This window comes from Sinomonas cyclohexanicum (genome assembly GCF_020886775.1).
GTDB lineage: Bacteria > Actinomycetota > Actinomycetes > Actinomycetales > Micrococcaceae > Sinomonas > Sinomonas cyclohexanicum.
The window spans coordinates 2,023,183-2,036,996 of the sequence record NZ_AP024525.1; the positions used below are offsets into that span (position 1 = coordinate 2,023,183).

General features: G+C 69.9%; 11 protein-coding genes. 6 read left to right on the plus strand and 5 right to left on the minus strand.

Features of this window, described 5'->3' with window-relative positions:
- Positions 1 to 26: 26 nt before the first annotated feature.
- From SCMU_RS09775 to SCMU_RS09785, 3 genes are read right to left on the minus strand one after another with little or no spacing between them, the layout of a single operon-like run.
- Entirely contained in the window at positions 27 to 1,352 is a 1,326-nt protein-coding gene (locus SCMU_RS09775) for an alpha/beta fold hydrolase (RefSeq protein WP_229232769.1), read from the minus strand.
- Complete coding sequence (locus SCMU_RS09780; protein WP_229232770.1) at positions 1,349 to 1,906, minus strand: GNAT family N-acetyltransferase; 558 nt, start codon at positions 1,904 to 1,906, stop codon at positions 1,349 to 1,351. The genes SCMU_RS09775 and SCMU_RS09780 overlap by 4 nt, the downstream gene beginning before the upstream one ends.
- Before the next feature lie 20 nt (positions 1,907 to 1,926).
- Positions 1,927 to 4,488, minus strand: coding sequence for a DEAD/DEAH box helicase (locus SCMU_RS09785; RefSeq protein WP_229232771.1), 2,562 nt, complete (start codon positions 4,486 to 4,488; stop codon positions 1,927 to 1,929).
- A 34-nt stretch (positions 4,489 to 4,522) separates the two neighbouring features.
- Between SCMU_RS09785 and SCMU_RS09790 the strand changes: the two genes are divergently transcribed.
- Entirely contained in the window at positions 4,523 to 5,323 is an 801-nt protein-coding gene (locus SCMU_RS09790; RefSeq protein WP_229232772.1) for a trans-aconitate 2-methyltransferase, read from the plus strand.
- Here SCMU_RS09790 and SCMU_RS09795 read toward each other — a convergent pair.
- Both SCMU_RS09795 and SCMU_RS09800 read right to left on the minus strand, forming a co-directional pair.
- Positions 5,320 to 6,234 (minus strand): amidohydrolase family protein, encoded by a 915-nt coding sequence (locus tag SCMU_RS09795; RefSeq protein WP_229232773.1) that lies wholly within the window; start codon positions 6,232 to 6,234, stop codon positions 5,320 to 5,322. The genes SCMU_RS09790 and SCMU_RS09795 overlap by 4 nt on opposite strands.
- 5 nt (positions 6,235 to 6,239) lie before the next feature.
- Entirely contained in the window at positions 6,240 to 6,890 is a 651-nt protein-coding gene (locus SCMU_RS09800) for an MBL fold metallo-hydrolase (protein ID WP_229232774.1), read from the minus strand.
- Between the two features lie 36 nt (positions 6,891 to 6,926).
- Between SCMU_RS09800 and SCMU_RS09805 the strand changes: the two genes are divergently transcribed.
- From SCMU_RS09805 to uvrC, 5 genes are all read left to right on the plus strand, one after another.
- Entirely contained in the window at positions 6,927 to 7,337 is a 411-nt protein-coding gene (locus SCMU_RS09805; protein ID WP_229232775.1) for a GntR family transcriptional regulator, read from the plus strand.
- An 81-nt stretch (positions 7,338 to 7,418) separates the two neighbouring features.
- The gene (gene uvrA / locus SCMU_RS09810) at positions 7,419 to 10,346 is read left to right on the plus strand and encodes an excinuclease ABC subunit UvrA (RefSeq protein WP_229232776.1); all 2,928 of its coding nucleotides are present in this window, start codon (positions 7,419 to 7,421) and stop codon (positions 10,344 to 10,346) included.
- A 118-nt stretch (positions 10,347 to 10,464) separates the two neighbouring features.
- Positions 10,465 to 11,163, plus strand: a complete 699-nt coding sequence (locus SCMU_RS09815) for an HAD hydrolase-like protein (protein ID WP_229232777.1) — start codon at positions 10,465 to 10,467, stop codon at positions 11,161 to 11,163.
- On the plus strand, positions 11,157 to 11,825 hold the full coding sequence (locus SCMU_RS09820; RefSeq protein ID WP_229232778.1) for a lysophospholipid acyltransferase family protein: 669 nt from the start codon (positions 11,157 to 11,159) through the stop codon (positions 11,823 to 11,825). The genes SCMU_RS09815 and SCMU_RS09820 overlap by 7 nt, the downstream gene beginning before the upstream one ends.
- Before the next feature lie 20 nt (positions 11,826 to 11,845).
- Complete coding sequence (gene uvrC, locus SCMU_RS09825) at positions 11,846 to 13,801, plus strand: excinuclease ABC subunit UvrC (RefSeq protein WP_229232779.1); 1,956 nt, start codon at positions 11,846 to 11,848, stop codon at positions 13,799 to 13,801.
- Positions 13,802 to 13,814 lie beyond the last annotated feature (13 nt).

Genomic DNA, 13,814 nt, shown 5'->3' on the forward strand with positions numbered 1-13,814 from the left:
GCCGACGGCCACGGCACCCGCCCGGGTCAGTCGGGGTCCGCCATCCCCAGCAGCCTCGCGAAGATCGCCTCGCCATCGTCAGAGATGCCGTCGTGGTGGAAGTCTGCGGTCTCCCAGACGTGGAGGCCCCTGACCCGGGCCGCAGTCTCGAGGGAGAGGGCACGGTCCACGAAGATGTCGTCCCGGTACACCGCGGCCGCCGCCGGTACGGAGTTCGTGCCCAGCTGTCCCGGGTCGTAGAGCGGCCCCCAGTCCGACGCGTCGGCGAGGACCTGGGCGGTCTCGGCGAGCGGGACGAGAGCGGGGTCCTGCTCGAAGTACCACGGCATGACCATTTCGCCCAGCAGCAGCGGGTCCGCGGCGTCGGGCCGGAACTCCGGATGCTCGTCGAGCACGCGCCATGCGGCCCAGCCGCTCGCCTCGCCCTGGGCATAGATCGACTCGTGCATGAGCGCGTACAGGGGGTTCGCGGCGCGGGAGACGAGCGCGTGGACCTGGGCGAGGAAGCCGTCCGAGAGGCGGCGCCCGCTGGGGCCGTTCCCTGCGCCCCGCGCGAACGCGTCCTCGAGCAGGTAGTGCAGGGAGTCCACACGCGTGTTCCCGCCGAGGAGGCTCCCCACGAGCTGGAAGCGCTCCGGCGTGAGCCGCTCGCCGGAGGGGAGCCGCTCGTCGTGCTCGGCCAGGTGCATGACGACATCCCTCACCACCGCGCGGTCGTCCGGGTACCAGCCGAAGTACTCGGCGTTGCGTGCGGCGACGCGCTCGTACGTGGCGCGGTACACCCGTTCCGCAGGCCCGTCGAGGGGCGCGAGCCCGCCGGTGATGAGCGCGCGGCGCATGCCCTGGGGTGCGAGGGAGAGGTACGAGAGCGTGCAGAATCCGCCGTAGCTCTGCCCGTACACCGTCCACGGGCCGGAGCCGAGCTCGCGCCGGATCGCCTCGCAGTCCAGGACGATCGAGTCTGCCCTGAAGTGCCCGAGGTACCGTGCCTGCTCCGCGGGCGTGCCCCGGGCCGGGAGCGTCATCCGGTCGGCGCGGGTCGAGAGGCCCGTGCCGCGCTGGTCGAGCATGAGGATGCGGAAGTCCGCGGCGGCGGCCTTCATCCAGCCCGACAGGCTCGTGGCCCGGTTTCCCCGCCCGCCGGGCCCGCCCTGCAGGAACACGAGCCACGGAAGCTTCTCGGCAGCCCCGGGCGGATGCGCCGCTGAGACGTACTCGCGCGCAAAGACGTCGATGAGCTCGCCGTCGGGGGCCCCATGGTCGAGGGGAACCGCGAAGAGGTGCTCGACCGTGCGCAGTCCGCGGAACTCGTGCCGTCCCAGGACCCGGTGGCCACGCGTCGTCGTACTCACCGAGCCGCCTCGAAGGCCGCGCCGCCCGGAGCGGAGGTGCCGTCGGTTCTGCCGAAGGCGGCGAGGGCGTCACCGGTGAGCCGGAACGTGTCCCACTCCTCCATCGGCACCGCGCCGAGGCTGCGGTAGAAGCCGATCGAGGGCTCGTTCCACTTCAGGACGGCCCACTCGACACGGGCGTACCCGCGCTCGACCGCCGTCCGTGCAAGCTCCTCGAGCAGCGCCTTCCCATAGCCGCGGCCCCGCGCCTGGGGCCGCACGTAGAGGTCCTCGAGGTAGATGCCGTGGGTGCCCTCCCACGTCGAGTAGTTGAGGAACCACAGTGCGAAGCCCATCACCTCCGGCGATCCGGACACACCGTCCTCGCGCTCTTCCACAACATGAGCGAAGATCGCCGGGTTCTCCCCGAACAGCTGGCCCGTGAGGGTCTCGACCGTGGTCTTGACCGCGTCCGGCCCCTTCTCGTACACGGCGAGCTCGTGGATGAGCTGCAGGATGGCGGGCACATCGGCGGGGGTGGCGCGGCGCAGGGTGGCGACGGACGAGAGGCTCATACGTCCAACTTACCGGCGGCTCAGCCGCCCAGCCGACCCACCGAGGTCACGCGGATCACAGCGGTTCCAGTCTCGTCGCTTTCGGCGAGGTCGATGTCCGCGGAGAAGCCCCAGTCACGGTTGCCGGCAGGGTCGTCGAAGATCTGGCGCACGTGCCACACGCGCGGCCCTTCGTCGATGATGAGCAGCTGCGGGCCGCGGGCGTCGGGGCCGGTGCCGATGTCCTCGTGCTCGTCGAAGTACGCGTCCAGGGCCTCCTCCCACTCGTCGACCCCGAGCGCGGCGTTGCCGCCGGACGCAGCGTCAAGGGCGGCGAGGGCCGCGGAGTCCTCGTCCGCGAACAGCTCGACGCGCCGGAACAGCTCGTTGCGCACCATGACCCGGAAGGCACGGATGTTGGCGGTGAGGGCGGGCGGCGGCGGAGGCGGGGCGTCGAAGGCGTGCAGGTCCTTGCCGCTCGTGAGCTCCTCCCACTCGTCCAGCAGGCTCGAGTCGACCTGCCGCACGAGCTCGCCGAGCCACGCGATGAGGTCCTCGAGGTCCTCGCGGAGCGCGTCCTGGGGGACGGTCTGCCGGAGGGCCTTGAACGCGTCGGTGAGGTACCGCAGCACGATGCCCTCGCTGCGCGCGAGGCCGTAGAACTGCACGAATTCGCCGAAGTCCATGGCGCGCTCGTACATGTCCCGCACCACGGACTTGGGCGCGAGCTCGAAGTCGCCCACCCACGGCGCGTGCCGGCGGTAGGTCTCGAACGCCGCCTCGAGGAGCTCCTTGAGGGGCTCGGGGTAGGTGACCGCGTCGAGGGCGTTCATCCGCTCGGTGTACTCCATGCCCTCGGCCTTCATCGCCGTGACCGCCTCGGTGCGTGCCCGCTTGAGCTGGGCCGAGAGGATCTGCCGGGGCTTCTCGAGCGTGGCCTCGATGACGGAGACCACGTCGAGGGCGTATGGGGGCGATTCGGGGTCCAGGAGGTCGAGGGCGGCCAGCGCGAACGGGGAGAGGGGCTGGTTGAGCGCGAAGTTCTCCTGGAGGTCCACGGTGAGGCGGAGCGTGTGGCCGCTCGCGCGCTGTTCTGGAGTCAGCTCGTCCGCGGGGATGCGCTCGACGACCCCCGCGGCCATGAGCTCCCGCAGGATCCCGAGGGCACGGCGCATGAGCCTGAGCTGCACGGGGCGGGGCTCATGGTTCTCGGTCAGGAGGCGGTGCGCGGCCGTGAACGGGTTCCCCGGGCGTGCCATGAGGTTCAGGAGCATTGCGTGGGTCACCGTGAAGCTCGAGGTCAGCGGCTCCGGCGAGGCCTCGACGAGCTTCTCGAACGTCGGGCGCCCCCACGAGACGAACCCCTCGGGCGGCTTCTTCTTCACGACCTGGCGCAGCTTCCGCTGGTCGTCGCCGAACTTCGCGCGCGCCTTCTCCATCGCCCGGTTGTTCTCGATGACGTGCTCGGGGGCGAGCACGACGACGGTTCCCGCCGTGTCGTACCCTGCTCGCCCGGCGCGCCCGGCGATCTGGTGGAACTCCCGCGCGTTGAGGTGCCGGGTCCGGGTGCCGTCGAACTTGCTCAGTGCCGTGATCAGGACGGTCCGGATGGGCACGTTGATCCCGACCCCGAGCGTGTCCGTGCCGCAGATGACCTTGAGCAGGCCAGCCTGCGCGAGCTGCTCGACGAGGCGCCGGTACTTGGGCAGCATGCCGGCGTGATGGACGCCGATGCCGTGCCGCACGAGCCGGTTGAGCGTCTTGCCGAACCCGGCCGCGAACCGGAACCCGCCGATCAGCTCGGCGATGCGGTCCTTCTCCTCACGCGTGCACATGTTGACGCTCATGAGCTGCTGGGCGCGCTCGATGGCTTCGAGCTGGCTGAAGTGCACCACGTAGACAGGGACCTGCTTGGTCCCAAGGAGCTCCTCGAGCGTCTCGTGGACGGGCTTCTCTTCGTAGTAGTAGTGCAGCGGAATGGGACGTTCGGCGTGGGCGACCGTCGCCGTCGTGCGTCCCGTGCGCTCAGTGAGCTCCCGCTCGAAGCGGCTCACGTCGCCGAGGGTGGCGCTCATGAGGAGGAACTGCGCTTGGGGGAGTTCGAGGAGCGGGACCTGCCACGCCCAGCCGCGCTGAGGGTCGGAGTAGAAGTGGAACTCATCCATGACCACGGGCCCGAGCTCCGCGGCGGTGCCTTCGCGGAGCGCGTGGTTCGCGAGGATCTCGGCGGTGCAGCAGATGATCGGCGCATCGGGGTTCACCGACGAGTCGCCCGTGACCATGCCGACATTCTCGGCGCCGAAGATGTCGCACAGCGCGAAGAACTTCTCCGAGACGAGTGCCTTGATGGGCGCGGTGTAGTAGCTGCGCTGGCCCGTCGCGAGCCCGTGGAAGTGCGCCGCGATCGCCACGAGGGACTTCCCGGAGCCGGTCGGGGTCGCAAGGATCACGTTGGAGCCGGAGACGATCTCGAGGACGGCCTCGTCCTGGGCCGGGTAGAGCGTCAGGCCGCGGCCGCCTGCCCACGCGACGAACGCGTCGTAGACCGCGTCGGGCAGATCGGGGCGGGAGGACGGCGCGGGGATGAGGGTATCGAGTCGCATGGCGCCCCCAGACTATCCGGATTAGCGTTGACCCATGAGCTCTCCCACGTGGGACCCGGCCCTGTACACCGCCTTCGGCGACCACCGCTCGCGGCCGTTCTACGACCTCACGGGACGCGTCGCCGCCGTGGCCCCGCGCCGCGTCGTCGACCTCGGGTGCGGTCCGGGGGAGCTGACCGCCTCTCTCGGCGAGCGCTGGCCGGGTGCTCAGATCGAGGGAGTCGACACCTCAGAGTCGATGCTCGACGCCGCGCGGTCCCGTTTCGCGGGGCGCGAGCGTCTGGCGTTCACGCACGGCGACATCCTGCACTGGGAGCCGGACGAGGACGTCGACGTCGTGGTCTCCAACGCCGCCCTCCAATGGGTCCCGGGGCACCAGGGACTCATCGGCCGGTGGCTCGAGCAGCTCTCACCCGGGGCGTGGCTCGCTGTCCAGGTACCGGGCAACTTCTCTGCGCCCTCGCACGCCCTCATGCGCGAGCTCGCCGAGTCGTCGCAGTGGGACCACCGGCTGCGCGGCGTCCTGCGCCACACCGACGCAGTGTCAGAGCCGGGTGACTACCTCGAGCTCATGCTCGAGGCCGGCTGGGACGGGGACGTGTGGGAGACCACCTACTCCCAGGTGCTGACGGGGGAGGACGCCGTCTTGAACTGGGTCCGGGGGACGGGCCTGCGGCCGGTCCTCGACGCACTCTCCGCCGAGGAGGCGGCACAGTTCGAGGAGCAGTACAACCAGCTCCTCTTCGACGCGTACCCGGCCACCGAGCGGAACGGCGTCGTGACGACCGTCTACCCGTTCCGGCGGATCTTCTGCGTGGGGCGGAAGCCCGCCTAGGAGACTGCCCCGGCCCGTCCGCCGTGGAGCCCGAGCAGCCGGGCGCCGTTGTCCCAGAGCACCTTGCGCATCCAATCGTCGCCGAGGCCGAGCCGCGCGAGCGCCTCGATCTGGTGTGCGTACGGGTACGGGATGTTCGGGAAGTCGGAGCCGAGGACCACGCGATCCGCGAGTTCGGCGAGCCGGGCCGGGAACCCCTCAGGCAACGGGGCGAACCGTTCCGTGAAGTCTGTCGCGACCATCGTCGTGTCCAGGTGGACTCGCGGGTACCTCGCGGCGAGGTCCGCGAACTCCCAGTACTCGGGCATGCCGAGGTGGGCGATCACGAGGGTGAGCTGCGGGTGCCGTCCGAGCACCTCTTCGACCCGCTGCGGTCCGGTGAACTCGCCGGGGAGCGGCTTCGAGCCGGCATGGATCACCACGGGGACGCCAGCACGCTCGAGCTCGGCCCAAGCAGGCTCGAGGAGAGGATCGTCGGGGCCGAACCGCCCGACTTGGACGTGCACCTTGAACAGGCGTGCCCCGGCGTCAAGCGCCTCGCCCACGTAGCGGCCCGCCTCCGGCTCGGGGTACATCGTGGCGCAGTGGACTGCGTCCGGCACACGCTGGGCGAAGTCGGCGCTCCAGCCGTTGAGCCACTCGGCCATGCCGGGCTTGTGGGGGTAGGAGAGCGCCGGGATGGCCGCGAGGCCGAAGCTGCGGGCCAGCCGCAGCCGCTCCTCTTCGCTCACGCGGTACTCGATGGGCCATGGCCACCCGTAGCTCTCCTCCGCCCCGTCGAAGTACCGCCACACCTTCTCGAGCATGCCCTGGGGGAGGAAGTGGACGTGGATGTCGGCGAGGCCCGGCAGCCCGAGCGCCTCGAGGTACGCGGGGATCTCCGTGTCTGCCTGGGGTCCCGGAGTCGTCACGGGACCTACCAGCCCCGCTCCTTCCACTCGTCCAAGTGTGGACGCTCGGCTCCGAGGGTGGTCGGCTTCCCGTGGCCCGGGTGGACCTCGGACTCGTCGGGGTAGGCGCCGAAGAGCCGCTCGACGACGTCGCCGTAGAGGAGCGCGAAGCGGTCGGGGTCCTCCTGCGTGTTTCCGACGCCGCCCGGGAACAGGGAGTCCCCCGAGAAGATCAGCGGGGGTGCGTCGTCCTCCTCGAGCACGTAGGCGATCGACCCGGGGGTGTGGCCCCGCAAGTGGACGGCGGTGAGGTCGAACCCGTCGAAGTTCCCGACATCCCCGTGGTCCAGCACCACCGCGACGGGCGTGGGGATCCCCGCGACGTCCTGCCGGCCCGCGGCGACGGGCGCGCCGGTGGCCTCCACGAGGCCCTCGAGGGCGCGCACGTGGTCCCAGTGCTGGTGCGTCGTCGCGATCAGCGCGAGCTTCGCCGGCTGCTGTGCATCGGCCGCGCCCTCCGCGAGCAGTGCCTGAATTGCGGGAAGGTCATCAGCGGCGTCGATGAGCACCTGGGCCCCCGACTCCTTCGCGGTGATGAGGTAGACGTTGTTGTCCATCTCGCTCACCGAGATGCGGCGCACGGTCAGACGGTTGAGGTCCTTGACGAGGGTGCTCATGCGCCTCACCCTAGGCGGCTTCGATACGCTGGTCCAATGTCAACTGCACAGGGCAGCTTCCCCGGCCGCTGGCGCCCCAACGCTGAGCTGGCGGTGCCGCTGTTCGAGCAGCTGCGGCGACGGATCCTGGAGATGGTCGACGGCGGGGTGCTCGCCGTGGGCGCGAAGCTCCCGTCGGTCCGCGCGCTCGCCGGGGACCTCGGCGTCGCCCCTCACACGGTCGCCCGCGCGTACCGCGAGCTCGAGGAGGCAGGAGTGCTCGCGACAGCCGGCCGGGCCGGGACCACGGTCGCGCCCCGAGACCGCCGCGACGAGGAGCTCACGACGGCGGCTGCGGCCTTCGCGGACGTGGTGGCCTCACGCGGATGCTCGCTCGCGGAGGCCGTGGTGCTCCTGAGCGCGGCCTACGAGAGCCGGGGGAGCGGCCGGCCCGACGCCCCGATGTGATCGAAGACATTTTCGAATTCCGCTGCCGTCCCTTAACATAGACGGGTGCAGAGTCTGTCCACCCTCAACGATTCCACTCCTATGAACGAGGGCGCCCTCATCCCCGGCGCCGCGTCGTCGACCGTCGATGCGCTCCTGCATGACGGCATCACGCGCCACGACCAGTCGCGCCTCGTGGTCAAGGGCGCGCGCGAGCACAACCTCCGCAACGTGGACCTGGACCTCCCGCGCGACAAGATGATCGTGTTCACCGGGCTCTCCGGCTCGGGCAAGTCCTCCCTCGCGTTCGACACGATCTTCGCGGAGGGCCAGCGCCGCTACGTCGAGTCCCTCTCCGCCTACGCTCGCCAGTTCCTCGGCCAGGTGGACAAGCCGGACGTGGACTTCATCGAGGGCCTCTCCCCGGCGGTCTCGATCGACCAGAAGTCCACGAGCAAGAATCCGCGGTCGACCGTGGGCACGATCACCGAGATCTACGACTACATGCGCCTGCTCTGGGCGCGCATCGGGCACCCGCACTGCCCGATCTGCCACGAGCCGGTCACGCGCCAGACGCCACAGCAGATCGTCGACCAGCTCCTCGAGCTGCCCGAGGGGACGCGCTTCCAGCTCCTCTCCCCGGTGGTCCGTGCCCGCAAGGGAGAGTTCGTCGACCTCTTCAAGGAGCTGGCCGCCAAGGGCTACTCGCGGGCCCGGGTCGACGGCGAGCTCGTGCAGCTCACCGAGCCGCCGAAGCTGGGCAAGCAGTTCAAGCACACGATCGAGGTGGTGGTCGACCGTCTCGTAGTCAAGGACGGCATCCGTCAACGCCTGGCGGACTCCGTCGAGACGGCGCTCGGGCTCGCCGAGGGACGCGTGCTGGCCGATTTCGTGGACCTCCAACCGGACGACGACGCCCGCGTCCGCGCGTTTTCGGAGAATTTGGCGTGCCCCAACGAGCATCCGCTCGCCATTGACGAGATCGAGCCCCGCTCATTCTCCTTCAACAATCCGTTCGGCGCGTGCCCCGCGTGCACGGGCATCGGCACGAAGCTCGAGGTCGACGTCGACCTCGTGGTCCCGGACGCCGCGCTGAGCCTGTCCGAGGGCGCGATTGCCCCGTGGTCGCTCGGCACGGCGACTCAGGAGTACTGGACTCGCCTGCTCGAGGGCCTCTCCGATGACCTCGGCTTCTCGATGACGACGCCGTGGCACAGCCTGCCCGAGTACGCGCGGGACGCGGTCCTGTACGGCAAGGACCACAAGGTCGTGGTCCAGTACCGCAACAGGTTCGGCCGTGAGCGGAAGTACAGCACCGGGTTCGAGGGTGCCGTGTCGTACATCCAGCGCAAGCACCTCGAGACCGAATCGGACTCCGCCCGTGACCGCTACGAGGAGTACATGCGGGAGATCCCGTGCCCCGAGTGCGGCGGCGCGCGGCTCAACCCCGCCTCCCTCTCGGTTCTGCTGGGCGGCCAGTCGATCGCCGACGTGTCCCGCCTGCCGCTGCGTGAGGCCCGCGCGTTCCTCGCCACGCTCACGTTGACCCCTCGCGAGGCGCAGATCGCCGCGCAGGTCCTCAAGGAGATCGACGCGCGGCTGCAGTTCCTCCTCGACGTGGGCCTCGAGTACCTCAACCTCGAGCGGGCCTCGGGGACGCTCTCCGGGGGCGAGGCCCAGCGCATTCGACTTGCCACGCAGATCGGCTCAGGGCTCGTCGGCGTCCTCTACGTGCTCGATGAGCCGAGCATCGGCCTCCACCAGCGGGACAACCGGCGTCTCATCGAGACGCTCACGCGGCTGCGTGACCTCGGCAACACGCTCATCGTGGTCGAGCACGACGAGGACACAATCCACGAGGCGGACTGGATCGTGGACATCGGTCCCGGCGCGGGCGAGCACGGCGGCCAGGTGGTCCATTCGGGCTCCCTCGAGGATCTCAAGGCGAACACCTCCTCCCTCACGGGGGACTACCTCTCCGGGCGGCGCTCGATCGAGATCCCGGCAAAGCGCCGCAAGGTGGACCGCAAGCGCCAGCTCAAGGTGGTCGGTGCGCGGGAGCACAACCTCCAGGGTGTCGACGTCGTGTTCCCCCTCGGCCTGCTCACGGCCGTGACGGGTGTGAGCGGCTCGGGCAAGTCCACCCTGGTCAACGACATCCTGTACAAGGTGCTCGCCAACCGGCTCAACGGCGCCAAGCAGGTGGCGGGCCGCCACACCCGGATCGAGGGCCTCGAGCACCTCGACAAGGTCATCCACGTGGACCAGAGCCCGATCGGCCGCACACCGCGCTCGAACCCGGCGACGTACACAGGGGTGTTCGACCACATCCGCAAGCTGTTCGCCGAGACCAACGAGGCCAAGGTGCGCGGCTACATGCCGGGCCGCTTCTCGTTCAACGTCAAGGGCGGCCGGTGCGAGGCGTGCAGCGGCGACGGCACGCTCAAGATCGAGATGAACTTCCTCCCGGACGTGTACGTTCCGTGCGAGGTGTGCCACGGGGCCCGCTACAACCGCGAGACCCTCGAGGTCCACTACAAGGGCAAGACGATCGCCGATGTGCTCAACATGCCCATCGACGAGGCGGCCGAGTTCTTCGCGGCGTTCACCCCGATCGCTCGGCACCTCAACACGCTCGTCGACGTGGGCCTCGGCTATGTGCGGCTCGGGCAGCCCGCCACGACGCTCTCGGGTGGAGAGGCACAGCGCGTCAAGCTTGCCGCCGAGCTCCAGAAGCGGTCGAACGGCCGCAGCGCCTACGTCCTGGACGAGCCGACGACCGGCCTCCACTTCGAGGACATCCGCAAGCTTCTGCTCGTCCTGCAGTCGCTCGTGGACAAGGGCAACAGCGTCATCACGATCGAGCATAACCTGGACGTCATCAAGAGTGCTGACTGGATCATCGACCTGGGCCCGAACGGCGGCTCGGGTGGGGGCCAGATCGTCGCCACGGGGACCCCTGAGCAGGTCTCCCGCGTTGAGGGCAGCTACACGGGCATGTTCCTGGCCGAGATCCTCGACCAGAAGTGATGGCCGCTCAGGCCGAATATGGCCGTCGCGGCATGGACGCGCTCGTCCATGCCGCGGCGTTCATGCCGGGCCGCGCGCGAGTTTCAGCCACTCCCGCCCGGTATGGGAGACTGTCCCGGTGACTGACAGCCCCGCGCTCGCGATCTTCGATCTTGACGGTACCCTCGTCGACCCGGCGGGAAGCATCACCGGAGGCATCGCGTACGCGCTCGAGGCGCACGGGCTGCGGGTCCCGGAGCCCGAGATGCTCTCGAGCATGGTCGGCCCCCCGCTGCTCGAGTCGCTCCACCGTCTGGCGGACGTGCCGGAAGGGGTCGTCGACGGCGTCATCCACACCTACCGGAAGCGGTACATCTCCCACGGCATGGCCCAGAGCCGCCCCTACCCGGGAATCCCCGGGCTCCTCGCGCGCCTGCGTGCGAGCGGCCTGCACCTGGCCGTCGCGACCCAGAAGCCAGAGGACCTGGCCAAGAAGCTCCTGGGCCTGCACGGACTCGACCGCTACTTCCACAGCATCCACGGATCGCCCGACGACGAGACGCTGCCCCCGGCCACCGACGGCAAGGTCGGGATCATCCGGGCCGCCCTCACCACAAACCACGCGGCCCCGGACCGCGCGGTCATGATCGGGGACCGCCGGCACGACGCGGCCGGCGCCGCAGCGAACGGGGTGCCGTGCATCGGCGTCGCATGGGGCTTCGCGCCGGACGGCGAGCTCGAGTCGCTCGATCTGGCCGAGGTCGCGGCGGACGCCGACGAGCTCGAGCGGGCGATCGGCGTCGTGCTCGGGCACACTGCGGAGGCGGCCGCATGCTGATCTACTCGATGACCCGCCAGAGCATCCGCGGGCTGATCGGCGGCCTCTGCCGCCCCACGGTCACGGGCCTCGACAACGTTCCCGAGAACGGGCCGTTCATCGTCGCCTCGAACCACCTCTCCTTCCTCGACTCCGTGATCATCCAGGCCCTCATGCCGCGGCGGGTGGCGTTCTTCGCCAAGGCCGAGTACTTCACGGGCAAGGGCGTCAAGGGCAAGCTCATGAAGGCGTTCTTCGAGGGCGTCGGATCCATCCCCGTCGAGCGGGGCGAGCAGGCGGCGAGCGTCGCCGCCCTCAAGACTCTCCTCGACGTCCTCGACCAAGGCGAGGCGATCGGCATCTACCCCGAGGGCACGCGCTCCCGCGATGGGCTCCTCTACCGCGGGCGCACGGGCGTGGGCTGGCTCGCACTCACCACCGGCGCGCCGGTGGTCCCCGTCGGGCTCATCGGGACCGAGGAGCTCCAGCCGGCCGATACGAATGGCATCAGGCCGCGGCACTTCGAGATGCGCGTGGGGGAGCCGCTCCACTTCGGGAAGACGGGCCCCGACCACTCCCTGCCCCTGCGTCGCGACGCGACAGACAAGATCATGGACGCCATCGCGGCCCTGAGCGGGCAGGAGCGGGCGAGCGGCTACAACAAGCCGCCGGCCCACCAGTGAGCCCCGCCTAGACTGGAGCAGTGGCAGATCCAGCAAGCTACCGGCCGAAGACCGGGGAGATCCCGACCGACCCCGGCGTGTACCGGTTCCGCGATCCGCACGGCAGGGTCATCTACGTCGGCAAGGCCAAGAGCCTGCGGCAGCGGCTGACCTCGTACTTCGCCAACCCGGCGAGCCTGCTGCCCAAGACGTACGCGATGGTCCACGCCGCCGCGAGCGTCGAGTGGACGGTGGTCGGCAGCGAGCTCGAGGCGCTCCAGCTCGAGTACACCTGGATCAAGGAGTTCAAGCCCCGGTACAACCTCGCGTTCCGCGACGACAAGACGTACCCGTACCTCGCCGTGACGATGTCAGAGAAGTACCCCAGGGTACAGGTCATGCGCGGCGACCGCCGCAAGGGGACCCGCTACTTCGGCCCGTACACGGCCGGTGCCATCCGCGAGACGATGGACACGCTCCTGCGGGTCTTCCCCGTCCGCTCGTGCAGCGCGGGCGTGTTCAGGCGCGCCGAGCAGAGCGGGCGCCCGTGCCTGCTCGGGTACATCGACAAGTGCTCCGCCCCCTGCGTCGGACGCATCTCGGAGGAGGACCACCGCGCCCTCGCCGAGGACTTCTGCGACTTCATGGGCGGTGCCGCGAAGCGCTTCATCACCCAGCTCGAGCGCAAGATGGCCGACGCCGTCGCCGACCTCGACTACGAGAACGCGGCGAGGCTGCGGGACGACATCATCGCGATGCGCAAGGTGTTCGAGCGCAACGCCGTGGTGCTGTCCGAGGAGACCGACGCCGACGTGTTCGCCGTCGAGGAGGACGAGCTCGAGGCCGCGGTCCAGGTCTTCTATGTCCGCGGGGGCCGGATCAGGGGCCAGCGCGGCTGGGTCGTGGAGAAGGTCGAGGACACCACGCCGGCCGAGCTCGTAGGCCACCTCCTGCAGCAGGTCTACGGCGACAATGAGGAGACCAACGGGCGCATTCCGCGCGAGGTCCTGGTCCCCGTCATGCCGGACGATGCCGACGAGCTCGCCACGTGGCTTTCGGGCCTGCGCGGGGCGAAGGCCGAGCTGCGGGTCCCGCAGCGCGGGGACAAGGCCGCCCTCGCGGCCACGCTGCACGAGAACGCCGTCCTGGCGCTGCGGCTCCACAAGAGCCGCCGTGCGGGAGACATCACGACGCGCTCACTCGCGCTCCAGGAGCTCCAGGAGGCCCTCGAACTGCCCGAACCGCCGCTGCGGATCGAGTCGTTCGACATCTCCCACGTCCAGGGCACGAACGTTGTGGCGTCCATGGTGGTGGTCGAGGATGGCCTGACGAAGAAGAGCGAGTACCGGAAGTTCTCGATCACCGGTGACGCGGCGCGGGACGACACGGCGGCGATGCACGACGTCCTGACCCGCCGGTTCCGCAACTACCTCGCCGAACGCGAGCTGCCCGTCGAGGACCGCGACCAGAACCGCAAGTTCGCCTACCCTCCGAATCTCGTCGTGGTCGACGGCGGCCAGCCCCAGGTGACCGCGGCCGTGCGTGCGCTGGCCGAGCTCGGCATCGGGGACGAGATCCGCGTCGTCGGGCTCGCCAAGCGGCTCGAGGAGGTCTGGCTGCCGGAAGGCGACTTCCCGGTGATCCTCCCGCGCGCTTCCCAGGGCCTCTACCTCCTCCAGCGGATCCGTGACGAGGCACACCGCTTCGCTATCACGTTCCACCGGCAGAAGCGCGGGAAGTCGATGACGGCGTCGATCCTGGACGAGGTGCCGGGCCTCGGGCCCGCGCGGCAGAAGGCCGTGCTCGCGCACTTCGGCTCGCTCAAGCGGCTCAAGGGCGCGAGCGTCACCGAGATCACGGATGTCAGCGGGGTCGGCCCGGCCCTCGCAGCCGCGATCCACGCTCGGCTCCACGGCGCCGCCGGCAGTCCGGACAGCGGTGCACAGGAGACGGTCCCTGCCATCAATTACGCCACCGGCGAAATCCTGGAGTCTTAGCTAGGCTGGGGCC